General features: G+C 60.0%; 22 protein-coding genes. 10 read left to right on the forward strand and 12 right to left on the reverse strand.

Annotated features, from left to right (window positions below):
• From exbD to B3N48_RS14035, 5 genes are all read left to right on the forward strand, one after another.
• On the forward strand, positions 1-426 hold the full coding sequence (gene exbD / locus B3N48_RS14015) for a TonB system transport protein ExbD (protein ID WP_108236211.1): 426 nt from the start codon (positions 1-3) through the stop codon (positions 424-426).
• On the forward strand, positions 423-1,166 hold the full coding sequence (locus B3N48_RS14020) for an energy transducer TonB (RefSeq protein ID WP_296184647.1): 744 nt from the start codon (positions 423-425) through the stop codon (positions 1,164-1,166). Before exbD ends, B3N48_RS14020 begins: the two co-directional genes overlap by 4 nt.
• Positions 1,167-1,257: 91 nt before the next feature.
• Positions 1,258-2,187, forward strand: coding sequence for a hydrogen peroxide-inducible genes activator (locus tag B3N48_RS14025; RefSeq protein WP_296184648.1), 930 nt, complete (start codon positions 1,258-1,260; stop codon positions 2,185-2,187).
• Between the two features lie 8 nt (positions 2,188-2,195).
• Complete coding sequence (recG, locus tag B3N48_RS14030; protein WP_296184649.1) at positions 2,196-4,271, forward strand: ATP-dependent DNA helicase RecG; 2,076 nt, start codon at positions 2,196-2,198, stop codon at positions 4,269-4,271.
• Positions 4,272-4,356: 85 nt separating this feature from the next.
• Positions 4,357-5,751 carry an aminoacyl-tRNA deacylase and HDOD domain-containing protein gene (locus B3N48_RS14035; RefSeq protein WP_296184651.1) on the forward strand — a complete coding sequence of 465 codons (1,395 nt, stop codon included), beginning with the start codon at positions 4,357-4,359 and terminating at the stop codon, positions 5,749-5,751.
• Between the two features lie 134 nt (positions 5,752-5,885).
• On the opposite strand, the gene B3N48_RS14040 is transcribed toward B3N48_RS14035, so the two are convergent.
• The 4 genes from B3N48_RS14040 to B3N48_RS14055 all read right to left on the reverse strand — a co-directional run bounded on the left by B3N48_RS14040 (position 5,886) and on the right by B3N48_RS14055 (position 8,348).
• Positions 5,886-6,257, reverse strand: a complete 372-nt coding sequence (locus tag B3N48_RS14040) for a helicase (protein ID WP_296184652.1) — start codon at positions 6,255-6,257, stop codon at positions 5,886-5,888.
• Positions 6,258-6,482: 225 nt separating this feature from the next.
• Positions 6,483-6,809, reverse strand: a complete 327-nt coding sequence (locus B3N48_RS14045; RefSeq protein WP_296184655.1) for an HU family DNA-binding protein — start codon at positions 6,807-6,809, stop codon at positions 6,483-6,485.
• 189 nt (positions 6,810-6,998) lie between these two features.
• Positions 6,999-8,147, reverse strand: coding sequence for an NAD(P)/FAD-dependent oxidoreductase (locus tag B3N48_RS14050; protein ID WP_296184656.1), 1,149 nt, complete (start codon positions 8,145-8,147; stop codon positions 6,999-7,001).
• 33 nt (positions 8,148-8,180) lie between these two features.
• Positions 8,181-8,348: a rubredoxin gene (locus B3N48_RS14055; RefSeq protein WP_296184657.1), complete on the reverse strand. Its 168-nt coding sequence runs from the start codon at positions 8,346-8,348 to the stop codon at positions 8,181-8,183.
• A 201-nt stretch (positions 8,349-8,549) separates the two neighbouring features.
• On the opposite strand from B3N48_RS14055, the gene B3N48_RS14060 reads away from it, so the two are divergent.
• Together B3N48_RS14060 and ubiA are read left to right on the forward strand one after the other, a co-directional pair.
• Positions 8,550-9,125, forward strand: coding sequence for a chorismate--pyruvate lyase family protein (locus B3N48_RS14060; protein WP_296184659.1), 576 nt, complete (start codon positions 8,550-8,552; stop codon positions 9,123-9,125).
• Positions 9,125-10,015 carry a 4-hydroxybenzoate octaprenyltransferase gene (gene ubiA / locus B3N48_RS14065; RefSeq protein ID WP_296184661.1) on the forward strand — a complete coding sequence of 297 codons (891 nt, stop codon included), beginning with the start codon at positions 9,125-9,127 and terminating at the stop codon, positions 10,013-10,015. Before B3N48_RS14060 ends, ubiA begins: the two co-directional genes overlap by 1 nt.
• A 33-nt stretch (positions 10,016-10,048) precedes the next feature.
• Here the strand turns inward: ubiA and B3N48_RS14070 are convergent, their stop codons facing one another.
• The gene (locus tag B3N48_RS14070; protein ID WP_414704238.1) at positions 10,049-10,429 is read right to left on the reverse strand and encodes a hypothetical protein; all 381 of its coding nucleotides are present in this window, start codon (positions 10,427-10,429) and stop codon (positions 10,049-10,051) included.
• Between the two features lie 171 nt (positions 10,430-10,600).
• On the opposite strand from B3N48_RS14070, the gene phoB reads away from it, so the two are divergent.
• The 3 genes from phoB to B3N48_RS14085 all read left to right on the forward strand — a co-directional run bounded on the left by phoB (position 10,601) and on the right by B3N48_RS14085 (position 14,083).
• A complete protein-coding gene (phoB, locus tag B3N48_RS14075; RefSeq protein ID WP_062379821.1) occupies positions 10,601-11,290 on the forward strand; it encodes a phosphate regulon transcriptional regulator PhoB in 690 nt (229 codons plus the stop codon).
• 52 nt (positions 11,291-11,342) lie between these two features.
• Positions 11,343-12,644: a phosphate regulon sensor histidine kinase PhoR gene (gene phoR, locus B3N48_RS14080; protein ID WP_296184662.1), complete on the forward strand. Its 1,302-nt coding sequence runs from the start codon at positions 11,343-11,345 to the stop codon at positions 12,642-12,644.
• 98 nt (positions 12,645-12,742) lie between these two features.
• Positions 12,743-14,083 carry a hemolysin family protein gene (locus B3N48_RS14085; RefSeq protein ID WP_296184663.1) on the forward strand — a complete coding sequence of 447 codons (1,341 nt, stop codon included), beginning with the start codon at positions 12,743-12,745 and terminating at the stop codon, positions 14,081-14,083.
• 305 nt (positions 14,084-14,388) lie between these two features.
• Here the strand turns inward: B3N48_RS14085 and B3N48_RS14090 are convergent, their stop codons facing one another.
• The 7 genes from B3N48_RS14090 to B3N48_RS14120 all read right to left on the reverse strand — a co-directional run bounded on the left by B3N48_RS14090 (position 14,389) and on the right by B3N48_RS14120 (position 23,517).
• On the reverse strand, positions 14,389-15,297 hold the full coding sequence (locus B3N48_RS14090; RefSeq protein WP_296184664.1) for a peptidoglycan DD-metalloendopeptidase family protein: 909 nt from the start codon (positions 15,295-15,297) through the stop codon (positions 14,389-14,391).
• A gap of 241 nt (positions 15,298-15,538) precedes the next feature.
• Entirely contained in the window at positions 15,539-16,435 is an 897-nt protein-coding gene (locus B3N48_RS14095) for a response regulator (protein WP_296184668.1), read from the reverse strand.
• A 183-nt stretch (positions 16,436-16,618) separates the two neighbouring features.
• On the reverse strand, positions 16,619-17,377 hold the full coding sequence (phoU, locus tag B3N48_RS14100) for a phosphate signaling complex protein PhoU (RefSeq protein ID WP_296184670.1): 759 nt from the start codon (positions 17,375-17,377) through the stop codon (positions 16,619-16,621).
• A 54-nt stretch (positions 17,378-17,431) separates the two neighbouring features.
• Positions 17,432-18,265 carry a phosphate ABC transporter ATP-binding protein PstB gene (gene pstB / locus B3N48_RS14105; protein WP_296184672.1) on the reverse strand — a complete coding sequence of 278 codons (834 nt, stop codon included), beginning with the start codon at positions 18,263-18,265 and terminating at the stop codon, positions 17,432-17,434.
• 112 nt (positions 18,266-18,377) lie between these two features.
• Positions 18,378-20,048, reverse strand: coding sequence for a phosphate ABC transporter permease PstA (pstA, locus tag B3N48_RS14110; RefSeq protein ID WP_296184675.1), 1,671 nt, complete (start codon positions 20,046-20,048; stop codon positions 18,378-18,380).
• A gap of 13 nt (positions 20,049-20,061) precedes the next feature.
• Positions 20,062-22,347 carry an ABC transporter permease subunit gene (locus B3N48_RS14115; RefSeq protein WP_296184676.1) on the reverse strand — a complete coding sequence of 762 codons (2,286 nt, stop codon included), beginning with the start codon at positions 22,345-22,347 and terminating at the stop codon, positions 20,062-20,064.
• 198 nt (positions 22,348-22,545) lie between these two features.
• Entirely contained in the window at positions 22,546-23,517 is a 972-nt protein-coding gene (locus tag B3N48_RS14120; protein ID WP_296184677.1) for a phosphate ABC transporter substrate-binding protein PstS family protein, read from the reverse strand.
• Positions 23,518-23,595 lie beyond the last annotated feature (78 nt).

The raw sequence follows: 23,595 nt of genomic DNA on the forward strand, positions 1-23,595 counted from the left end.
ATGGGCCTGCATCTTAACGAAGGCGGCGACGATCTCGCCGAAAACCACGAAATCAACGTGACGCCGTTCATTGACGTCATGTTGGTGCTGCTGATCATCTTCATGGTGGCGGCGCCCCTGGCGACGGTGGACATCAAGGTCGACCTGCCTGCCTCCACGGCAAAACCTGCCCCCCGACCCGAGAAGCCGGTTTTTTTGAGCGTCAAGGCGGATCAGAGCCTGTACCTGGGTGACGAAAAAGTCGCGCGCGAGCAGATCGGTCCGGTGCTGGACGCCAAGACCAAGGGCAAGAAGGACACGACGATCTTCTTCCAGGCCGATAAGGGCGTGGATTACGGCGACCTGATGGAAGTGATGAACCTCCTGCGCGGTGCCGGTTACCTGAAGGTCGGTCTGGTGGGTCTTGAGACGGTTGGTAAGAAATGATCAATACGCGCCAAAAACTGACGCGCTATAGCGGTAGTCTGTTGTTGGTGCTGGCGGTCCATGCCGTGGCGATCCTCATCGCGCTGCGATGGTCCTCCCCGCAGGCCATCGAGCTGCCGCCAGCGGCGATGATGATCGAGCTGGCGCCTGTTCCCGAGCCGGCTCCACCGCCACCACCGAAAGTCGTTCAACCGCCGCAACCCCCTGCGCCGGAAGAGCAACTGCCGATTCCGCCTATCGCCGAAGCGCCCAAGCCGGAAATCGCCATTCCCAAGCCGGTCAAGCCGAAGCCCAAGCCTCAGCCGCCGAAACCGGTGAAAAAGATCGAGCCGCCGAAGGAAGAGAAGCCTGCTGATGAGAAGCCGGTAGAGGCGCCTCCGTCCAACGCCAAGCCGGAGAAATCCGCCGCACCGGAACAAGCGCCGCCTGCGCCGCCGAGCACCGCGCTGCCCACTTGGCAGGGGGACTTGCTGCGTCACTTGAGCAAGTTCAAGCGTTACCCGGAGGACGCCCGTCGTCGCGGCATGCAGGGTATCAACCGCCTGCGCTTCGTGGTCGATGGCGAAGGCCGCGTACTTTCTTACGAAATCGCGGGCGGATCTGGCAGCGCGTCTCTGGACCGAGCCACGCTGGAAATGATTCGTCGCGCCCAGCCGCTGCCCAAGCCGCCCGCTGAATTGCTCAACAATGGCACCCTGGAGGTCGTTGCACCCTTCGTTTATTCGCTGGATAAACGCTGAAACGACGTTTTTGTCAAAACAGAGCGCCTGATAACGTGCGTCTATCGATTGCACCCGCTATGCTGGGGCCGCAACTTCATGGACGCACGCTATGACCCTCACAGAATTGCGCTATATCGTTACCCTCGCTCAAGAGCAGCACTTCGGCCACGCCGCCGAGCGTTGCCATGTCAGCCAGCCGACGCTGTCGGTGGGCGTGAAGAAGCTGGAAGATGAACTCGGTGTGCTGATTTTCGAGCGCAGCAAGAGTGCGGTGCGTCTTACGCCGGTTGGCGAGGGCATCGTGGCTCAGGCGCAGAAGGTGCTCGAGCAAGCTCAAGGCATTCGTGAACTCGCCCAGACCGGCAAGAACCAGCTGACCGCGCCGCTGAAAGTCGGCGCGATCTACACCGTCGGGCCTTACCTGTTCCCTCACCTGATTCCGCAACTGCATCGGGTCGCCCCGCAGATGCCGTTGTACATCGAAGAGAACTTCACCCACGTGCTGCGCGATAAGCTGCGTAACGGGGAGCTCGACGCGATCATCATTGCCTTGCCATTCAACGAAGCCGACGTACTGACCATGTCCTTGTACGATGAGCCGTTCTACGTGCTGATGCCGGCAGATCACCCATGGACTCAGAAATCGACCATCGATGCGTCAGCGCTCAATGACAAGAGCCTGCTGCTTCTGGGCGAAGGCCACTGCTTCCGCGATCAAGTCCTCGAAGCCTGCCCGACGCTGGTCAAAGGCGGCGACAGCGCCAAGCACACCACAGTCGAATCCAGCTCGCTGGAAACCATCCGCCACATGGTCGCCTCGGGGCTCGGCGTGTCGATACTGCCGATGTCTGCTGTGGACAGTCATCATTACGCGCCTGGCGTGATCGAGGTCCGTCCGCTGTCCGCTCCCGTGCCATTCCGTACGGTCGCGATCGCCTGGCGTGCCAGTTTCCCTCGACCAAAAGCCATCGAAATCCTGGCGGATTCCATACGTCTTTGCTCGGTCGCACGCCCCAAAGCCCAGGCCGAAGCGAGCTAAGTGGCGGTATGACTGAGCTGTCCCACGTCTCGGTCACGGCCCTCAAGGGCGTCGGCGAGGCCATGGCTGAAAAGCTGGCGAAGGTCGGCCTGGAAAATATTCAGGACGTCCTGTTTCATCTGCCCCTGCGTTATCAGGATCGCACCCGTGTCGTGCCGATTGGCGCGCTACGGCCTGGGCAGGACGCGGTGATCGAAGGCGTGGTCAGCGGCGCCGACGTGGTGATGGGCAAACGCCGCAGCCTGCTGGTGCGATTGGGGGACGGCACAGGCGTATTGAGCCTGCGCTTTTATCACTTCAGCAACGCCCAGAAAGACGGTCTCAAACGTGGCACCCACGTGCGGTGCTATGGCGAAGCACGGCCCGGCGCCTCGGGTCTGGAAATTTACCACCCGGAATACCGCGCCATTACCGGTGAAGAACAGGTCGCGGTGGAGCAGACGCTCACGCCGATCTACCCCCTGACCGACGGCCTCACGCAACAGCGATTGCGCCAGCTGTGCCAGCAAAGCCTCGGGATGTTGGGCCCGAAAAGCCTGCCCGATTGGCTTCCCGAAGAATTGGCGCGGGATTACCAACTTGCGCCGCTGGCGGATGCCATTCATTACCTGCACCACCCGCCCGCCGATGCTGACGTCGAAGAACTCGCACTCGGCCACCATTGGGCACAGCATCGGCTGGCCTTCGAAGAGTTGCTCACGCATCAGCTGTCGCAGCAGCGCCTGCGGGAAAGCCTGCGGTCCCAGCGCGCACCCGCGCTGCCCCTCGCCAAACGGCTGCCGAAGCAATTTTTGGCCAATCTCGGTTTTCCCCCCACTGGCGCCCAGCAGCGGGTCGGCAAGGAGATCGCCTACGACCTCAGTCAGCACGAGCCCATGCTTCGGCTGATTCAGGGCGACGTAGGTGCGGGCAAGACCGTGGTCGCAGCGCTCGCCGCGCTGCAGGCGCTCGAAGCGGGTTATCAGGTGGCATTGATGGCACCGACCGAAATCCTGGCCGAGCAGCACTTCATCAACTTCACTCGCTGGCTTGAGCCGCTGGGCATCGACACCGCGTGGCTGGCCGGCAAGCTCAAAGGCAAGGCCCGTGTGGCAGCACTGGAGAAAATCGCCAGTGGTGCGCCCATGGTGGTCGGCACCCACGCCCTGTTTCAAGACGAAGTGCAATTCAAGAATCTGGCTTTGGTGATCATCGACGAACAGCATCGCTTCGGCGTTCAACAGCGGTTAGCCCTGCGCAAGAAAGGCGTTGGTGGCCACATGTGCCCGCACCAGTTGATCATGACGGCCACCCCGATCCCGCGCACGTTGGCGATGAGTGCCTACGCGGACCTCGACACCTCAATTCTCGACGAGTTGCCGCCGGGCCGGACACCGGTCAACACCGTGCTGGTGGCCGACAGCCGCCGGATCGAAGTGGTCGAACGCGTGCGAAACGCTTGCGCCGAAGGGCGTCAGGCGTACTGGGTGTGCACGCTTATCGAGGAGTCGGAAGAGCTGACATGTCAGGCCGCCGAGACCACCTTCGAAGAACTGACCAGCGCCCTCGGCGAGCTCAAAGTGGGTCTGATCCATGGTCGGATGAAGCCGGTGGAAAAGGCGGCCGTCATGGCGGAGTTCAAACAGGGTCATCTGCAACTACTGGTGGCCACCACCGTGATTGAAGTCGGTGTGGACGTGCCCAATGCGAGCCTGATGATCATCGAAAACCCGGAGCGGCTGGGTCTGGCGCAGTTGCACCAATTACGTGGACGAGTGGGACGCGGCAGTGCAGCGAGTCATTGCGTGCTGTTGTACCATCCACCCTTGTCGCAAATCGGTAAACAGCGACTGGGCATCATGCGCGAAACCAACGACGGGTTCGTGATCGCCGAGAAAGACCTCGAACTTCGCGGTCCGGGCGAGATGCTCGGCACGCGACAGACAGGCCTGCTGCAATTCAAGGTCGCCGACCTGATGCGCGATGCGGACCTGCTACCGGCAGTGCGGGACGCTGCCCAGGCATTACTCGAACGTTGGCCCACACATGTCAGTCCGTTGCTGGAGCGCTGGTTGCGTCACGGCCAGCAATACGGGCAAGTGTGAAGTGGTCGGCAATCGGAACGTGTCTCACCAATAGAACAACTAAGCTGGTTATACTTCAGCAATTGTAGGAATCTGGATACAGGCCATGACAGAAGTTGCCCAAATCGAAGCAACCCAACACGCCCCGTCTGTCATTCGACAGTTGCTTGGCAAAGCCGCCATCAACTACCGCGAAGTCATGGACGATGGGTCTCTTCCTGCCGGACAGAAGGTTCAGGCCATTCTGGTTCATGACAACGTCGGCGCGCTGCTGGTCCTGTTTCCACAAAGCCACCTGCTTGATCTCAACCGCATCACCGAACTGACCGGACGCAAACTGACGGCGGTCTCGCAAGATCACCTGGATCAGATGCTGGGCAAAAACAACCTGCGCACGTTGCCCGCCCTTCCGGCGCTGACCAGCTCGCCATGCCTTTATGAAGAACGCATCCTGCTGGAGCCGACGGTACTGATCGACTCCGGCGAGCAGGGTTTGTTGCTGGAGATCAGCAGCGATGACTTCAAAACGCTCCTGAGTAAAGCAAGCGCCGCAACCTTCGGCGAGCCCGTGACTTCGGTGCAGCCGAACCTGACGCGCCCGGATGACGACCGCGATGAAATCACCAAAGCCGTTCAGAACTTCACTGCACGTCGCATTCAGCAGCGCCTGGAAGCGACCGTAGAAATCCCGCCGCTGGCTGATACGGCGCAAAAAATCATCAAATTGCGGGTCGACCCGGACGCCACTATCGACGACATCACTGGCGTCGTCGAAACCGACCCGGCGCTGGCAGCCCAAGTGGTGAGCTGGGCGGCATCGCCGTATTACGGCTCTGCGGGCAAGATTCGTTCGGTGGAGGACGCAATCGTTCGTGTTCTAGGCTTTGATCTGGTGATCAACCTGGCCTTGGGTTTGGCACTGGGCAAGACGCTGTCGCTGCCTAAGGATCAACCGCAACACGCTACGCCTTACTGGCAGCAATCGATCTACACTGCGGCGGTCATCGAAGGCCTGACCCGCGCGATGCCACGCGCCGAGCGTCCCGAAAGCGGCTTGACCTACCTGGCCGGCCTGCTGCACAACTTCGGTTACTTGCTGCTGGCCCACGTATTTCCGCCGCATTTTTCGCTGATTTGCCGTCAAATCGAAGTCAACCCGCACCTGCACCATAGCTTTGTAGAACAGCACCTGCTGGGCATTTCCCGCGAGCAGATTGGCGCCTGGCTGATGCGCAATTGGGACATGCCTGAGGAACTGGCGACCGCGCTACGCTTTCAGCACGACCCGCATTACGACGGCGAGCACCACAAGTACGCCAATTTGGTGTGCCTGGCTGTTCGGTTGCTGCGCAAAGAAGGCATCGGCTCTGGCCCGATGGAAAGCATCCCGGACGAGCTGTTCGAACGCTTGCAGCTGCGACGCGAGAAGGCTGAGGACGTTGTGAAAAAAGTGCTGGAAGCCGAAGTGCTGCTGCGGGAATTGGCTTCGCAGTTTCATTGACGTAAAGCGTGTGGGAGCCGGCTTGCTGGCGAATAAGGTGGTTCAGTGCCATTAATGTCGGCTGACACTCCGTATTCGCCAGCAAGCCGGCTCCCACAGGTTCAGCGCGCAGCCGAAACATCAACGGCCCGTCGTTACCTCCTCCTCGGCTTCAAATATTTTGTCAGGCCCTGAAACCACATCACCAGGCCGGTGTTGCCGGTGACCTCAATGTGTTTGTCCTGAATGCCCTGCATGAACGCCAGTTGCTTGTTTTTCGCCTGCATCGTGGCGAAACCGTAAGCAGCGTCCTTGAACGAAATCGCAAAGGCATGCGCCGCAACGACGCCACTCCGGCTGCTGACGCGCTGATCACGTACTACGAAATGCCGCGCCACCTTGCCATCCCGGGTTTGCAGCTGAAAGGTCAGATCCTTCCCTGCCAGTTGTTGCTGAAACGCTGGATTATTGCGGCTGGCTCGCGCCATCAACACGCCCAGCATCCAGAGAAGAAAACGAAACTTCATGTTCAAGGCCTCTACTCAACGTGTGCAAATACAGCATCGAGCAGCAGTGTAGCGAGCTTGATGAGGCGATGAGCGGGCAGAACCCGTCAGTCGCAAAATGGCGGGACAGACGCGTTTCGAGAAGCGGCGCGCCTATAGAAGCAAATCGCTGGCAACAAAAATGGGCATCCCCCTGAGAGGTATGCCCATTGCGTACTGGTCGTCCTCCGCAAGACGAACAGCGACTTATTTTTTCTTCGGTGTAGCTTTTGGCTTCGCCGCGGGTTTGGCGGCAGACTCAGGATTGACGCTGTCTTTCAGGAATTTGCCCGGCTTGAACGCCACGGTGTTACTGGCCTTGATCTTCACCGGCTCGCCCGTCTGCGGGTTTTTACCGGTCCGTGCACCGCGATGGCGTTGCAGGAAGGTGCCGAAGCCCACGAGGGTAACGGTGTCCTTTTTATTCAAAGCGCTGGTGATTTCCTCCAAAACGGCATTGAGGACGCGGTTTGCTTGTTCTTTGGTGAGATCTGCTTTTTCAGCAATAGCGGCTGCGAGTTCTGGTTTACGCATATGAAGCCTCTTTTACGGTTTTTTGTTTTTATGTCCCGTGCAACCCATGGCGGGCAGCGAGCAGGTGCCGCGACGGCTCTACGTAGCGGCAGACCGGACTGAGGATGGCATGCTGCCGAATCCCGCGCCAGTGCGTGAGCGACGTTTGTACCAACAAAAACGTGCCTTATCCGACAGAACGACCCGTATTTACGCCAACAACGGTGGCAGCGCCTTATTCAAGGCCAGTTTGTCCAGCACTGCAGTACCGGTAAGCGCATAACCCACCAGGTTTCCGCGCGCGTCGTGGCACAGCGCTTTAATGTCCGCCCCCTGCCCTTCAACGCTCCAGACCCCTTCCAGGCCCTTTGGCACGGGAGAAATCACCAGCGGACACACCGGGGTTTTGACCGTCACCGGCATTGGCCCGTATTTCACCGCTGTCGGGGTTCCCGCCAGGGTTTGCGCGAGCGCGCGGGCACCACTCATTAGCGGCATGACATACAGCAGGTTGAGGCCGTCGACCTCGGCGCAATCCCCCAGCGCATAGATGTTGGCGTGTGACGTCTTGAGATGACGATCGACCACCACGCCTCGCCCCGTTTCCAGGCCAGCAGCTGCCGCCAGATCGACACGCGGGCGCAACCCGATGGCGGAGACCACCAGATCGCATTGCACGACTTCGCCGTCGGACAAATGCGCTTGGAGGCCGTTGTCACTGCGCACCAGCCGGGTCAGCACGGGCCCCAAATGAAAGCGCGCGCCGAACGCCTCCAGACCGGCTTGCACGGCTGACGCGGCAGCGGGATGCAACAGGGTCGGCATGACCTGTTCGCAGGGCGCGACAAGATCGACGTCATACCCACCCAGAATGAGGTCGTTGGCGAACTCGCAGCCAATCAGGCCGACGCCCAGAATCAGCACATGACGCTTGCCTGCCGCCGCGGCACGAAAACGTGCGTAATCCTCAAGATCGTTGATGGGGAAGATCGAATCGCTGGCGTCGCCCTCAACCGGCACGCGCACGGTTTCGGCACCCCACGCCAGGATCAGGTCGCGGTAGTAAACCGACTCTTCGCCTATCCAAAGCCGCTTGTGGCCTGGGTCGATGCCGCTGACACGCGTGTGAGTGCGCACCTCGGCCTTCAGTTGTTCGGCCATCGCACCGGGTTCGGCCATGCTGAGGCCGTCGGCTTCCTTATTCTTGCCAAAGCCGGTGGAGAGCATGGGCTTGGAGTAGGAGCGACCGTCATCGGCGGTGATCAGCAACAACGGGGTTTCGCCATCGAGCTTGCGAAATTCGCGGGCCAGGTTGTACCCCGCCAGACCAGTACCGATGATCACCACAGGCGCGTTCATGCATTTCTCCACATCAGACAGAAAAACAGAAAATCAGGCGATTTCGATCATTTCAAAATCCAGCTTGCCAACGCCGCAATCAGGGCAGAGCCAGTCTTCCGGCACGTCTTCCCAGAGGGTGCCGGGTGCAATGCCGTCATCAGGCCAACCCTCGGCTTCGTTGTAAATCAGGCCACAGACAATGCATTGCCACTTTTTCATCGGTCGGTTCTCTCGGTTTTCAGGCTAGACAGGCCAGACGTTCGGCGGTGATCGCACTTTTTACGAATGGGACAGGGCGTTTTACTGATCGGCGGGCGATGACGCAAGTTTCATCGACACCCATCAACGGCTCCAGTCGTCGGCCAGAATCGTCAATCATGCTAAGCTCGCCGCCTCGATTGCTGCCAACATTTGCCCACCGTGACTCAGCAAAATCCCCCTTGTCCGTCCCCTGAATGGCTGTCGCGCGATCAACTGATCGAAGCGCCTGAGCCTGTCATGCTCAAGTGGCTGTTCCACGAAGATTCCCTGACCCGCCGCCTGACCCGCCTTTCCGAAAACGCCTTTAGCGTGGTGCCGCTGCACGAAGGCTGGCAACGCCTGCGCGACGATGAGTGCGCCGCGTTGCAACTCCCAAACGGGAGCGAGGGCTGGGTGCGGGAAGTCTATCTGCTGGGTCATGGCGAAAAATGGGTGTTCGCCCGCAGCGTCGCCGGGCGTGTTGCCCTTGAACGAGACGGTCTGCACATGGACCAACTCGGCACGCGTTCGCTGGGTGAATTGCTGTTCAGCGACCGGGCGTTCACGCGCGGCCCGCTGCAGATCTGCCAGTACCCCGCGCCATGGCTGCCGGATGCCGATGTCGAGCCGGGGCTGTGGGGCCGCCGCTCCTGCTTCAGCCGTGGGCCGTTGAGCATTTTGGTGGCTGAGGTGTTTTTACCGACTGTCTGGCGGGCCATCGCTCACGTTACCGACGCTAACAAGGAGCGCCCCTGATGTACCTGTCGCTGCTTAAATCCCTCAATCGACTGCATCCCAGGGCGTGGGATTTCATTCAACTGATGCGCCTGGAAAAACCCATCGGCATTTATCTGCTGCTGTGGCCGACGCTGTGGGCGCTGTGGATTGCCGGTAAAGGCTCACCCTCGGTGGCCAATGTGTTGATTTTCGTGATCGGCGTGTTTCTGATGCGCGCTGCCGGTTGCGTGATCAATGACTTCGCAGATCGCAAGGTCGACGGGCACGTCAAACGCACCGAACAGCGTCCGCTGGCCAGCGGCAAGGTCACGTCGAAAGAGGCGCTGATCCTGTTCGCAATTCTGGTCGCGCTGAGCTTCGGCCTGGTGTTGCTGACCAACGCCACCACGATCTGGCTGTCATTTGGGGGCTTGGCGCTGGCAGCAACGTACCCGTTCATGAAGCGCTACACCTACTACCCGCAGGTGGTACTGGGCGCGGCATTCTCGTGGGGCATGCCGATGGCATTCACCGCACAGACCGGTGAGCTGCCCGCTGCGGCATGGCTGCTGTACATCGCCAACCTGCTCTGGACCGTGGGCTACGACACCTACTACGCGATCACCGATCGCGACGACGACTTGAAGATTGGCGTGAAGTCCACCGCCGTGCTGTTTGGCGATGCCGACCGCGTGATCATCCTGACGCTGCAAGGTCTGGCGCTGTTCTGCCTGATGCTGGCCGGTTCACGTTTCGAGCTGGGGCTGTATTTCTTCCTCGGCCTGCTGGTGGCCGCCGGTTGTTTCGCGTGGGAATTCTGGTCGACGCGAGACAGAGACCCGCAAGCCTGCTTCAAAGCGTTTTTACACAACCACTGGGCGGGGTTAGCGATTTTCGTCGGGATCGTGGCGGATTACGCGCTGCGCTGACCCTTGCAGGTCAGCGCAGGTTGAGGCATCAGATCAAGGCTTGGCCACGTGCCAGACGTCGCCTTTGCCGTCGCCGGTCTTGTCGCCAGCGGCCTTGTCAGCTTTGAAGGTGTACAGCGGCCTGCCTTTGTAAACCCACTGAGAAGCACCGTCGTCACGCTTGATGATGGTCCAGTCGCCCTCGGCCTTGTCGCTGGCGCTCGCGGTCAACGGTGGCCAGTTGGTCGCGCACTGATCGTTGCAGACTGACTTCCCGGCTGAGGTGTCTTTGTCAAAGGTGTAGAGGGTCAGGCCCTGATGCGTCGTCAGTACGCCGTCAGTGGTCATTGCCGGAGCGGCGGCGAACGCCATGCCTGACGACGCCAACGCGGCAGCGGCCAGCAGCCCCATCAAAACGGAAGAGATTTTCACCATCGGTACATCCTCTTTTTATTCGTCGTTATTTAGACAATTGTTGTAGGACAGGACCGACAGTCTAGCCCGAGGCCAGACTTCGCGCCTCATTCGAATTAAGCTGTCACACGACTGCAATAATTCCGTTATCTAATGCGCCCCAAGACTGATAAACGACATGAGGTTCGAGGCATGGTTGGCAGGAGCATTCTGATCGTCGACGACGAAGCGCCGATTCGCGAGATGATCGCAGTCGCACTGGAAATGGCCGGCTATGACTGCATGGAGGCAGAGAACTCTCAGCAGGCGCACGCCGTCATCGTCGACCGCAAACCCGATTTGATCCTGCTCGACTGGATGCTGCCCGGCACTTCCGGCATCGAGCTGGCGCGGCGTCTCAAGCGCGATGAGCTGACCGGCGACATCCCGATCATCATGCTTACCGCCAAAGGCGAAGAGGACAACAAGATCCAGGGTCTTGAAGTCGGCGCCGATGACTACATCACCAAACCCTTTTCCCCACGCGAACTGGTGGCACGCCTCAAGGCCGTGCTGCGTCGTGCAGGCCCGAACGACGGCGAGTCGCCTATCGAAGTCGGTGGTCTGCTGCTCGACCCGATCAGCCACCGCGTGACCATCGACGGCAAACCGGCCGAGATGGGCCCGACCGAATACCGCCTGCTGCAGTTCTTCATGACCCACCAGGAACGCGCCTACACCCGGGGTCAGTTGCTGGATCAGGTCTGGGGCGGCAACGTTTATGTCGAAGAGCGCACCGTTGACGTGCATATCCGTCGTCTGCGCAAAGCCCTCGGCGATGCCTACGAAAATCTGGTACAAACCGTCCGCGGTACTGGCTACCGCTTCTCCACCAAAAGCTGAGCACGCTTTTGGGAGCGGATTCGCCATTCGCTGAAGAACAAGGACGCGTTAATTGAATCAAAACTGGCATGGCACCCTGATCCGCCACCTGCTGCTATTGGTCACGGCCGCGCTGCTGGCGGGGCTGATCAGCGGGCATTACGGCGCGTGCCTGGCAGTCGCCTTGGGTCTTTATCTAGCCTGGACCCTCAAACAATTGCTGCGCCTGCATGACTGGTTGCGAAACCACAAACCCGACGAGCCGCCGCCTGACGGGTACGGTCTCTGGGGCGACGTCTTCGACAGCATTTATCACCTGCAACGCCGCGACCAACGTGTGCGGGGGCGTCTGCAAGCGGTCATCGACCGGGTGCAGGAATCCACGGCAGCGTTGAAAGATGCAGTGATCATGCTCGACAGCGACGGCAACCTGGAATGGTGGAACCGCGCGTCTGAAACGCTGCTGGGCCTGAAGACACCTCAAGACAGCGGCCAGCCGGTGACCAATCTGGTGCGCCACCCCCGCTTCAAGGAATATTTCGAACAAGCCAATTACGCCGAGCCGCTGGAGATTCCGTCGCCGGTCAATGACCGTCTGCGCATTCAAATGCTGATTACCCGCTACGGCAACAATGAGCACCTGATGCTGGTGCGCGACGTCACCCGTCTCCATCAATTGGAACAGATGCGCAAGGACTTCGTCGCCAACGTGTCCCATGAACTGCGCACGCCGTTGACGGTGATTTGTGGCTATCTTGAGACCTTGCTCGACAACGTCGAAGACGTGAACCCGCGCTGGCTCCGCGCCTTGCAGCAGATGCAGCAGCAAGGCGGTCGCATGCAGACTCTGCTCAACGACCTGCTGTTGTTGGCGAAGCTCGAAGCCACTGACTATCCGTCAGACAACCAGCCTGTTGCGGTTCCGGCCCTCCTGCAATCCATTACCAATGATGCACAGGCGCTGTCCGGCAGCAAGAATCAGCAGATTACGCTCGACATCGAAGACCACATGAACCTCAAAGGCAGCGAGGCGGAGTTGCGCAGCGCGTTCTCGAACCTGATCTTCAATGCCGTGAAATACACCCCGGCCGAAGGCAAGATTCGCGTGCGCTGGTGGGCCGACGGGCGTGGCGCACACTTGAGCGTGCAGGATTCGGGCATCGGCATCGACAGCAAGCACATTCCGCGTCTGACCGAACGTTTCTATCGCGTCGATTCGAGTCGGGCGTCCAACACCGGGGGCACGGGGTTGGGGCTGGCGATCGTCAAGCATGTGCTGCTGCGCCATCGTGGGTCGATGGAGATCAACAGCGTGTTGGGCAAGGGCAGCGTATTTATCTGCAACTTCGCCCCTGCACAGATGACCAAGCCCTAGCAAAGCACCTCGATAGCCGCTAAATTGCTGCGCTTATGCCCCCGATTCGTGGGGGTTTGTGACATCCCTTATCAAAACGGAACCTGCAAAACTCCATCATGGACCCTTCCCCTGGTATTAGCCTGGCTTCAATTTTCGCCGACTTCGGCATGATTCTCTTCGCAATGATTCTGGTCCTGCTCAACGGTTTTTTCGTTGCGGCAGAGTTTGCCATGGTCAAGCTGCGCTCCACCCGCGTGGAGGCCATTGCCGAGAAAAACGGCTGGCGCGGCCGTATCCTGCGCACGGTTCACAGCCAACTCGACGCCTACCTTTCGGCCTGTCAGTTGGGCATCACCCTCGCCTCCCTCGGTCTCGGTTGGGTCGGCGAACCGGCATTCGCGCACTTGTTGGCGCCACTGTTGGAGATGTTGGGCGTGAACTCGCCGGAGGTCGTCAAAGGCGTGTCGTTCTTCACGGCCTTCTTCATGATTTCTTACCTGCACATCGTGGTGGGTGAGCTAGCCCCCAAATCCTGGGCCATTCGCAAACCCGAGCTGCTTTCGCTGTGGACGGCGGTGCCCCTGTATCTGTTTTATTGGGCGATGTACCCCGCCATTTACCTGCTCAATGCCAGTGCCAACGGCATCCTTCGCATCGCAGGCCAAGGCGAGCCCGGCCCGCATCATGAACACCATTACAGTCGTGAAGAGCTCAAGCTGATCCTGCATTCAAGCCGGGGGCAGGACCCCAGCGACCAAGGCATGCGAGTGCTGGCGTCTGCCGTGGAGATGGGCGAGCTGGAAGTCGTGGACTGGGCAAACTCTCGCGAAGACCTCGTGACGCTTGATTTCAATGCACCGCTCAAGGAAATCCTTGCACTGTTCCGCCGACACAAATTCAGCCGCTACCCGGTGTACGACGCCGAGCGTGGCGAGTTCGTCGGCCTGCTGCACATCAAGGATCTGCTGCTGGAACTGGCCGCGCTGGACCATCTTCCGGAAGCCTTCGACCTGGCCGAACTGACCCGTCCGCTGGAGCGCGTGTCCAAGCACATGCCGCTGTCGCGCCTGCTGGAACAGTTCCGTCAGGGCGGCGCGCACTTCGCGCTGGTGGAGGAAGCCGATGGCAAGGTGATCGGCTACCTGACCATGGAAGACGTGCTGGAAGTGTTGGTGGGCGACATTCAGGACGAACACCGCAAGGCTGAGCGCGGCATCCTCGCGTATCAGCCGGGCAAGTTGCTGGTGCGGGGCGATACGCCGCTGTTCAAGGTCGAACGCCTGCTGGGCATTGACCTGGACCACGTCGAGGCCGAAACCCTTGCCGGCCTGATCTACGACAGCCTCAAGCGCGTACCTGAGGAAGAGGAAGTCATGGAAGTCGAAGGCCTGCGCATCATCATCAAAAAGATGAAAGGCCCGAAGATCGTGCTGGCGAAGGTGTTGAAGCTGGATTGATGTAAGCCCGAACGATGTCGAAAACCTGTAAGAGCCGGCTTGCTGGCGAATGGGGCGAGTCAGCCGACACTTTCATCACTGGCTCACCGCTTTCGCCAGCAAGCCGGCTCCCACAGTACGACGTCGCTCGCAGGTTTATGACCTATGCACGATCTTGGAAACCGCTTAGGTTAGGGCCGCGGTTGGACGAATGCGGTTTGCCAGCCAACGTAGGATCTCCCGCAAAGTGAACTGCCCCCTGGGTTGGATGGGTGTCCAACTTCTTGGGGACAGCTCAAAGACAGCAGGGCCGGCAGCGACTCGGCCTAATTGCCGCCAATCGCAAAATTTGGCAGGTTCTGCACCGGCTGGGCGAATTCGTAGGGTATCGACTCCAGCGCCAGCCCGACGTTGCGCTGCACCACGAAGTGCAGATGCGGCCCGGTGCTATTGCCGGTATTGCCTGACCGCCCGAGCGGCGTACCGACAGCGACCCGCTCGCCCTCTTTCACGCTCACCGAGCCTTGTTTCAAATGCAGATAAACCCCCATCGTGCCGTCGTCGTGCAGGATGCGCACGAAGTTGCCTGAGGGGTTCGCGCCTCGGCCCGTCTGGCTGTTCTCGGTCTTGATCACAGTCCCGCTGCGGGCGGCGATGATCTGCGTGCCTTCCGGCATGGCGATGTCGATGGCGTAGCGGCTTCGCGCGCCCACATGGCTGTAAGCGCCATTGGGCCCTTGGCTGATACGGAAAGGCCCGCCGACCCATGGCAGTGGATAGCGATACCCGCCCACGTTGCTCGCCAGGCCTCGCTGCGGATCCCCGACGATCGAGCGCAGGCTGGGTTTGTAGGTCATGGCTTTGCCCGGCACTTGCGGGCTAAGGGCGATCAGGCGTTCGTTGCTGCGGGCGGGAATCGTGCGGCGGATGACCTGATCCGCCACGCCGACGACGTTCTTCACGCCCGACAGCTTCAGCTCGATTTCCACCGGCGCATACAGGTCGTTGCGCACGTAGAGACTGTCGGTGCCTTTGGCTTTTTTGACGTTCAGGCGCACCTGGCTGTCGATGCGTTCGACCATGCGCTCGCGCAGCTTCATTATCTGCGCGCCTTTGACGGGCTGGTCTGTAAACGAGACCACGCCATTGGCGTCGGTGAATCGGTAGATCGTGATGGCCGAGGCCGACTGCGCGGCCAGAAGCAATGCACACACAACCAGCAAGCGCTCTAACATCGGGAATGGGCCTGGCGTAAGGGGACGATGAGTGCCCAGCCTAGCAGCGAAGCCGATAGAACGGGACTTATCCGTATCAATCGGTAATAGACGAAGCGTCAAGGAAATCGCGTCAGGGTCAGACGCGGAGGGTTTTGCAATTTCTATGCTGCATGAGAGCACGCTTGGTCAGGTACATCACAATGCCGTGTAGGGGCGCGCTTGCCGGCGAAGCGCGCTCCTACGAATTTCATGCAACGGCTTATGCGCCAGGCACGAAGTGCTTGAGCGCTGTGCCACGAGCGATCAGGCGCGACAGGTAGTCGAGCTTTTGCGTGTCCTGATCGACGAAACGGAAAGTCAGTTGCAGCCAGTCGCTGTCCGGTTTCTGTTCGAACGCGGCGATAGCGTGCAAGTAGCCGTTCAAGCGTGCAACTTCGGCATTCTCGCCCTGCTCCAGATCAAGCACTGCGCTGTCCAGAATTTGCGGCAGGACGTCGCCACGGCGGACGACCAACGAGGCTTCTTTCAACGTCAGCGCTTTGATGACGCACTGCTGGGTGCCGCTGGACAGGCGCAGTTGGCCTTGGCCGCGCCCGGTAGGCTCAGTCGGCGCGGCAGCAGGGGCGGCAGGCTTGATCAGGGGTTGCGCTGGCGCAGAAGCCGCAGGCGTGGCGGACACGACTTCCGGACGATTACCTGTGAGCGCTCCCAGCGAGTCGTTGGCGAAGGCGGCGGCAGCACGCGCCGGGCCGGACGACATCAACGCCTCCAGCTTGCCAACCTTGTGCAGTGCTTTCTTGACCTTGGTCAGCAGTTGCTCGTTGGTAAACGGCTTGCCGATGAAATCAGAGACGCCAGCCTGGATCGCCTGAATCACGTTTTCCTTGTCACCACGGCTGGTCACCATGATGAACGGCATGGTTTTCAGGCTGTCCTGCTGACGGCACCAGGTCAGCAGTTCGAGCCCGGACATTTCGGGCATTTCCCAATCGCACAACACCAGATCGAAAACCTCTTTGGTCAGCAGGACCTGAGCTTTTCGGCCATTGACTGCGTCTTCCAGGGTGATGCCGGGAAAAGCGTTGCGCAGCCCTTTCTTAACCAGGTCGCGGATGAACGGCGCGTCATCCACCACCAATACACTGACTTTACTCATCGACGCTCCTGATGGCGTGTTCACCGCAAATGGCGAGCATATCGCTGGCTGGTGGCCAACTGCCAAAATTGTTTGACGACACCGGGACATTTATTCGCGGGTGACAGAAAAATAGGCGACCTGAACGGGCTGAATTCCCAAAAAAAAGCCCGGCGTTCGCCAGGCGTTTTTTTGCAGGCAATCTTACTTATCGTCAGGAGCGTCCGGAACATTAGGTATTTCGGCGGACAGCCCTTTGACTTCCTCCTGCATGCGCTTGAGGCCCAAGTGACGCACGTCGGTGCCGCGCACCAGATAGATCACCAGCTCAGAGATGTTGCGGGCGTGATCGCCAATCCGCTCCAGCGAACGCAGCACCCAAATGACGTTGAGCACGCGGGAGATCGAGCGCGGGTCTTCCATCATGTAGGTGACCAGCTCACGCAGCGCGGTCTTGTACTCGCGGTCGATGTTTTTGTCGTACTGAGCGACCGACAGCGCGAGATCGGCATCGAAACGGGCGAACGAGTCCAGGGCGTCGCGGACCATTTTGCTGACCTGGTCGCTGATGTGGCGCACTTCCACGTAACCCCGCGGCGATTCACCCTCCTCGCACAGCTGAATGGCGCGGCGAGCGATCTTGGTGGATTCATCGCCAATGCGCTCGAGGTCGATCACCGACTTGGAAATGCTGATGATCAGGCGCAGGTCCGAAGCGGCAGGCTGACGACGGGCCAGGATGCGCAGGCATTCTTCGTCGATGTTGCGCTCCATCTGATTGATGCGGTCGTCGACTTCACGAACCCGCTGGGCCAGGCCCGAATCGGCTTCGATCAGCGCAGTGACCGCGTCGTTGACCTGCTTCTCGACCAGACCACCCATTTCCAGCAGGTGGCTGCGAACCTCTTCCAGTTCAGCATTGAACTGCTGGGAGATGTGATGTGTATGGCTGTCTTTGATCATGCTGAGTGTCCGTCCGATTGATTGCGCGGTGGTTCAGGGCTGACGAAACACGTGCTAGCCGTAACGACCGGTTATGTAGTCTTCTGTCTGCTTTTTGGTCGGATTGGTGAACAACGTATCGGTGTCGCCAAACTCGACCACCTTGCCCATGTGCAAAAAGGCGGTGTAATCCGATACACGCGCCGCCTGCTGCATGTTGTGGGTAACGATCACAATGGTGTATTTGGATTTCAGTTCGTAGATCAGCTCTTCGACTTTTAACGTCGAAATCGGGTCGAGCGCAGAGCACGGCTCATCCAGCAGCAGCACTTCAGGTTCGACGGCGATAGTGCGGGCGATCACCAGACGTTGCTGCTGACCACCGGAAAGCCCGAGCGCGGACTCGTGCAGGCGGTCTTTGACCTCATCCCACAACGCTGCGCCGCGCAATGCCCACTCGACCGCCTCATCGAGCGTGCGCTTTTTGTTGATGCCTTGAATCCGCAGGCCGTAGACCACGTTCTCATAGACGGTCTTGGGGAACGGGTTCGGCTTCTGAAACACCATGCCCACGCGGCGCCGCAGTTCGGCGACGTCTTCGCCCTTGGTGTAGATGTCATGGCCGTAGAGCTTGATTTCGCCTTGCACCCGGCAGCCGTCCACCAGATCGTTCATGCGGTTGAAGGTGCGCAGCAAAGTCGACTTGCCACAGCCTGACGGGCCGATGAACGACGTCACCCGCTGCTTGGGGATGTTCATCCGAATGTCGAACAGCGCCTGTGTGTCGCCATAAAAGAGGTTCAACCCGGGCACTTCCAGCGCCACGTCTTCACTGGCAAGGTCCAGCCCTTGGCGCTGGCGCCCCAATTTCGACATGTTCACGCCGTGTGTGTGCGGGTCTCGTTGCATCTTCGGTCTCACTTCCTTTTTAGCGTCAAGCTATAAGCTGCACGCTGCACGTTCAGGCAATAACGGTGGCGGCTTTTAGCTTGCCGCTTGAAACTCACAGCTCGAAGCTGCTTTAACCATCGAGCGCTCGATATTTTTCGCGCAGGCGGTTTCGGATCGTGACCGCCGACAGGTTCAATAGCGCGATCACCAGCACCAGCAACAACGCGGTGGCGTAGACAAGAGGTCGCGCGGCCTCGACATTGGGGCTCTGGAAACCGACGTCATAGATGTGAAAGCCCAAATGCATGATCTTCTGATCGAGGTGCAAATACGGGTAGTTGCCGTCCAACGGCAGCGATGGCGCGAGCTTGACCACCCCCACCAGCATCAGCGGCGCCACTTCACCCGCTGCGCGGGCCACGGCGAGAATCAGGCCGGTCATCATCGCCGGACTGGCCATCGGCAGTACGATCTTCCACAGGGTTTCGGCCTTGGTCGCCCCTAATGCCAGCGAGCCCTCACGCAGGGTCAATGGGATGCGCGCCAGGCCTTCTTCAGTCGCGACGATCACCACCGGAACGGCGAGCAGTGCCAGGGTCAGCGAGGCCCACAGCAGGCCGGGCGTCCCGAACGTGGGCGCGGGCAGCGCTTCGGGAAAGAACAGCTGATCCAGCGAGCCGCCGAGCACATAGACGAAAAACCCCAGACCAAACACCCCATACACAATGGCAGGCACCCCCGCCAGGTTGTTCACGGCGATGCGGATCAGCCGCGTCATCAGCCCCTGACGGGCATATTCGCGCAGATAGACCGCCGCCAGGACACCGAACGGCGTCACGATCACCGCCATGATCAGGGTCATCATCACCGTGCCGAAGATCGCCGGAAAAATCCCGCCTTCGGTGTTGGCTTCGCGCGGGTCATCGCTGAGGAATTCCCACAGCTTCTGGAAATAAAAGCCCAGTTTGGTCGCGACACCCATGGCATTTGGCTGATAGGCATGAACGACCTTGCCCAGGCTGATTTCGATCTCTTTGCCGTTGGCGTCGCGGGCGGTCAGGCTGTCGCGGTCGAAATCGGCGTGCAGCGCAGTCAGGCGGGATTCGATGGCTTTGTAGCGCGCGTCGTATTCAGCGCGCTCGGTCGCCAGGTCCGCTTGCGCTTCGGCATCCAGCCGCCCGTTCAGCTCCAGCTTGCGCGCCTGAAGGCGCAGACGTTCGATGCCGTGGTTGATCGCACCAATGTCGGTCTTTTCCAGACTGTCCAACTCATCGGAAAGTGTCTGCACCCGCTCGATGCGCTCGCGCAGTTGCGGCCAAGCGGCTTCGCCTTCGGCGATGACCTTGCCGTTCTCTTTGACGTTGACCAGATAGCCGTAAAAGTTGCCCCACTCGCGACGTTCGAGGGTCATCAGGTCGGCAGGCTTGTGCTGATCTTTCAGCCATTCGCCGATGACCCAACTGAAGTCGCTGGGGTTGAGGTCGCGATTGCCGACCTTGAACAGGTCGCGGGTCATGAATTCCGGCCCTTGATCGGGCACCGGCAATCCGGCCGCCTTGAGCCGCGCGCGCGGAACCTGCTCGGATTGCACCAACTCACCGACCAGCACGTGTTTTTCCTGACCGGGGACGTCGTACTGCGCAGAGATCACGTCCGCTGGCCAGAAATGACCCAGCCCGCGCACGGCGATCACGGCCAGCAGGCCGATGGTCATGATCACGGCAATCGACACCGCACCCGCGCTGAGCCACACGCCGGGGGCGCCGCTGTTGAACCAACTCTTGAGGGAGGTCTTCTTCATCTGCGCACCTGCCCTAAAGAGACGAATACTGCTTGCGCAGGCGCTGACGAATCAGCTCTGCCAAGGTGTTCATGATGAAGGTGAAGACCAGCAAGACCAGCGCTGCCAGGAACAACACCCGGTAATGACTGCCGCCCACTTCCGACTCCGGCATTTCCACGGTGACGTTGGCCGCCAGTGTGCGCATGCCTTCAAACAGGTTCATGTCCATGATCGGCGTGTTGCCGGTCGCCATCAGCACAATCATGGTTTCGCCGACCGCACGGCCCATGCCGATCATCAGCGCCGAAAAGATGCCGGGGCTGGCAGTCAGGATCACTACGCGGGTCAGGGTCTGCCAGGCCGTGGCGCCCAGCGCCAGCGAGCCGTGGGTCAAGCCGCGCGGGACGCTGAACACGGCGTCTTCAGCAATCGAATAAATGTTGGGGATGACCGCAAAACCCATCGCAATGCCAACGACCAGAGCGTTGCGCTGATCGAAGGTGATGCCCAGGTCGTTGGTGATCCAGGACCGCATGTCACCGTCGAAGAACCAGTTCTCCATGTGCGAGCTCATGCCCAGCGAGAACCAGCCCACCAGCAGAATGACCGGAATCAGAATCGCGCTTTCCCAACCGTCGGGCACACGCAGCCGAATCGAGTCTGGCAGGCGCGTCCACAGATACCCGGCCAGCAGAATGCCAATCGGCGTCAGCAGCAGCAAACTGAAGATCCCCGGCAGATGTCCTTCGAGATACGGCGCCAGAAACAGCCCGGCGAAGAAGCCGAGGATGACCGTCGGCATGGCCTCCATCAGCTCGATCACCGGCTTGACCTTGCGGCGCATGCCGGGCGCCATGAAATACGCGGTGTAGATCGCAGCAGCCACGGCCAGCGGTGCCGCCAGCAACATCGCGTAGAACGCGGCCTTGAGCGTGCCATAGGTCAGAGGGGCAAGGCTCAGCTTGGGTTCGAAGTCGCTGTTGGAGGCTGTGGACTGCCAGATGTACTTGGGTTCGTCGTAGTTTTCGTACCACACCTTGTCCCACAACGCGCTCCACGAGACTTCCGGGTGCGGGTTCTTGAGAGTCAGCGGCAGTAGCCTGCCGTTGTCTTCGACGACGATGCGATCCGCGCGAGGCGACAGCGCCATGACCGCCGGGCCGCTGGCGACTGGATCAACCAGCAACGTGCGATGCGCCGTGCTGTGGAACACCCCCAACTTGCCGGACGTGTCCATGGCGATAAAGCCTTTGCGACGTTGCTCGGCGGTGATCTGAGAAATCGGCGCGCCGCTCATTTTGAAGTCGCGAATGTGCTGCAAACGCATCTCGCCATCGACGTCACGGGCCATGAACCACTGCGCGATGTTTCCTCTGGAGCTGCCGATCATCAGTGAGATACCGCCCACCAATTGCGCGCTGGCCGTGGTCTCGGCGTTGGCGTCTTCCAGCAGTTTGTAACGGCCGTTCAGCGTGCGGTCTTGAAGGTTGAACACGTCGACCTGCGCACGCCCGTTAATGACGTACAGCCATTGCTGGCGGGGATCGACGTAGATCGCTTTCACCATCGCCGACAGCTGCGGCAAGGCGATGCGGTTTTGCTCATGGGAGGTTTCGCCGGTCATCAGGTTTTCCGACTGGGTCAGCGACAACACATGCAATTGCGCACCGGTAGCGCCCGCCAGAATCAACGTGGTGTCGTTGGCGTTGAGGCTGACATGCTCCAGCGCACGCCCCGCATCATCCAGCACGAATGGGGTCTGGCCGTAGGGCCAAGTGATGGCCGGCGTGATGGTCTTTTTATTGCCGGGGTAGCTGATTGGGTAGGCATGCTTGAACACCAGCACTTGGCCATTGGACAAACCTACCGCCATCAGCGGCTTGCCGGGCTGATCCTGCGCCACCGACGTCACGTGCGCGCCAGCAGGGACCGGCAGCGCCACGCGGGTCAGCTCGCGGCCGTCTGCCATATTGAAGAACAGCGCTTCGCCCTTGTCCGAGACTCGCAGGCCGACCTGGTTCTGCTCTTCGACGACGAGCACCAGCGGCTTGCCAGCGTCCTGCATCCAGTTGGGAGTTTGTGCAGCCTGGGCGGTCAGCTTCGCACCCTGAAACAGCGGGGCGACGACGTAGGCCAGATAAAAGAAGATCAGCGTAATTGCTGCGAGAACGGCGAGGCCACCCACCAACACGTACCAGCGCGTCAGTCGGTCCTTGAGCGCGCGAATACGACGCTTGCGTTGCAGCTCCGGCGCATTGAAATCTATGCGCTCAGGCGGGGACTTTTCGGTCATTGATGAATTGGCCAAATCATTCATGCGCACACCCTAGCGGCAATGTATGACAGATACATGACAGCATGGTGACGCAAAAAAGCCCGTCGCCTCGCAACCGGGGCAACGGACTGTTCATTGTTTCGCAAGCCTCGTTCCATAAGGCCCTTTCGTGCAGCAACGGGACGAACCGGTCACCCCGCACAGGGTTGTCTGGTGGCAGCGAGCCGCACCACCGAATTCTTATAGCCCCAAGTCAGCCAATGCCTTGCTGACGACCTTGGCTGGTAGAGGAATGTACCCGTCTTTCGTGACAACTTCCTGACCTTGTTTTGACAGGACCAATCTGACGAACTCGGCTTCCAGCGGGTTGAGCGGCGTGTTCGGCGCCTTGTTCACGTAGACATAAAGGAAGCGCGCCAGCGGATACGACCCATTCAGCGCGTTGACTTCGTTGTCCTCGATGAAAGCATCGCCCTCTTTCTTGGCCAGCGGCACGGTGCGCACGCTGGACGTTTTATAACCAATGCCTGAATAACCGATGCCGTTCAGCGAGCTGCTGATGGAACTGACCACCGATGCAGAGCCGGGCTGCTCATTGACGTTGGGCTTGAAGTCGCCTTTGCACAGCGAGGCTTCTTTGAAATAACCGTAAGTGCCCGAAACCGAATTACGGCCGAACAGCTGTATCGACTTGCCCGCCAGGTCCCCGGTCACGCCCACATCGCCCCAGGTCTTGGCATCCGATTTTGCGCCGCAGAGCCGCGTCGCTGAAAAGATCGCGTCCACTTGCTGCAACGTCAGGCCCTTGATCGGGTTGTCCTTGTGCACAAACACCGCCAGCGCATCCACCGCCACAGGAATCGCGGTGGGTTTATAGCCATATTTCTGCTCGAACGCCGAGACCTCGCCGTCCTTCATCTTGCGGCTCATGGGGCCAATCGTCGCCGTGCCTTCGGTTAACGCTGGGGGCGCCGTCGACGAACCCGCCGCCTGAATCTGGATGTTCACCGTGGGGTACTCGCGCTTGAAGCCCTCAGCCCACATCGTCATCAGGTTCGCCAACGTGTCAGAGCCGACACTCGACAGATTGCCCGAAACGCCCGAGGTTTTGACATAGGGTTTGATCGCGGGATCGACCGCAGCCACGGCGCTGGCAGTGGCCATGCAAGCTGCGACAAAGGTAAGTGCAGTCATCAAACGCTTGAATGTCATGCCTGGCTCCTGGCGGGGTCTAAAAGTCTGGCCGGGGTGAGTGATGGCCATGTGACGACTTTATGACCTGATTGTGAC

Source organism: Pseudomonas sp. UBA1879, from assembly GCF_002338065.1.
Classification (GTDB): Bacteria; Pseudomonadota; Gammaproteobacteria; order Pseudomonadales; family Pseudomonadaceae; genus Aquipseudomonas.

What these genes read in the sequence shown, in the direction of transcription:
- exbD (WP_108236211.1), top strand. Translation starts at nt 1, where the DNA reads ATGGGCCTGCATCTTAACGAAGGCGGCGACGATCTCGCCGAAAACCAC.
- B3N48_RS14020 (WP_296184647.1), top strand. Translation starts at nt 423, where the DNA reads ATGATCAATACGCGCCAAAAACTGACGCGCTATAGCGGTAGTCTGTTG.
- B3N48_RS14025 (WP_296184648.1), top strand. Translation starts at nt 1,258, where the DNA reads ATGACCCTCACAGAATTGCGCTATATCGTTACCCTCGCTCAAGAGCAG.
- recG (WP_296184649.1), top strand. Translation starts at nt 2,196, where the DNA reads ATGACTGAGCTGTCCCACGTCTCGGTCACGGCCCTCAAGGGCGTCGGC.
- B3N48_RS14035 (WP_296184651.1), top strand. Translation starts at nt 4,357, where the DNA reads ATGACAGAAGTTGCCCAAATCGAAGCAACCCAACACGCCCCGTCTGTC.
- B3N48_RS14040 (WP_296184652.1), bottom strand. Translation starts at nt 6,257, where the DNA reads ATGAAGTTTCGTTTTCTTCTCTGGATGCTGGGCGTGTTGATGGCGCGA.
- B3N48_RS14045 (WP_296184655.1), bottom strand. Translation starts at nt 6,809, where the DNA reads ATGCGTAAACCAGAACTCGCAGCCGCTATTGCTGAAAAAGCAGATCTC.
- B3N48_RS14050 (WP_296184656.1), bottom strand. Translation starts at nt 8,147, where the DNA reads ATGAACGCGCCTGTGGTGATCATCGGTACTGGTCTGGCGGGGTACAAC.
- B3N48_RS14055 (WP_296184657.1), bottom strand. Translation starts at nt 8,348, where the DNA reads ATGAAAAAGTGGCAATGCATTGTCTGTGGCCTGATTTACAACGAAGCC.
- ubiA (WP_296184661.1), top strand. Translation starts at nt 9,125, where the DNA reads ATGTACCTGTCGCTGCTTAAATCCCTCAATCGACTGCATCCCAGGGCG.
- B3N48_RS14070 (WP_414704238.1), bottom strand. Translation starts at nt 10,429, where the DNA reads ATGGTGAAAATCTCTTCCGTTTTGATGGGGCTGCTGGCCGCTGCCGCG.
- phoB (WP_062379821.1), top strand. Translation starts at nt 10,601, where the DNA reads ATGGTTGGCAGGAGCATTCTGATCGTCGACGACGAAGCGCCGATTCGC.
- B3N48_RS14085 (WP_296184663.1), top strand. Translation starts at nt 12,743, where the DNA reads ATGGACCCTTCCCCTGGTATTAGCCTGGCTTCAATTTTCGCCGACTTC.
- B3N48_RS14090 (WP_296184664.1), bottom strand. Translation starts at nt 15,297, where the DNA reads ATGTTAGAGCGCTTGCTGGTTGTGTGTGCATTGCTTCTGGCCGCGCAG.
- B3N48_RS14095 (WP_296184668.1), bottom strand. Translation starts at nt 16,435, where the DNA reads ATGAGTAAAGTCAGTGTATTGGTGGTGGATGACGCGCCGTTCATCCGC.
- phoU (WP_296184670.1), bottom strand. Translation starts at nt 17,377, where the DNA reads ATGATCAAAGACAGCCATACACATCACATCTCCCAGCAGTTCAATGCT.
- pstB (WP_296184672.1), bottom strand. Translation starts at nt 18,265, where the DNA reads ATGCAACGAGACCCGCACACACACGGCGTGAACATGTCGAAATTGGGG.
- pstA (WP_296184675.1), bottom strand. Translation starts at nt 20,048, where the DNA reads ATGAAGAAGACCTCCCTCAAGAGTTGGTTCAACAGCGGCGCCCCCGGC.
- B3N48_RS14115 (WP_296184676.1), bottom strand. Translation starts at nt 22,347, where the DNA reads ATGAATGATTTGGCCAATTCATCAATGACCGAAAAGTCCCCGCCTGAG.
- B3N48_RS14120 (WP_296184677.1), bottom strand. Translation starts at nt 23,517, where the DNA reads ATGACATTCAAGCGTTTGATGACTGCACTTACCTTTGTCGCAGCTTGC.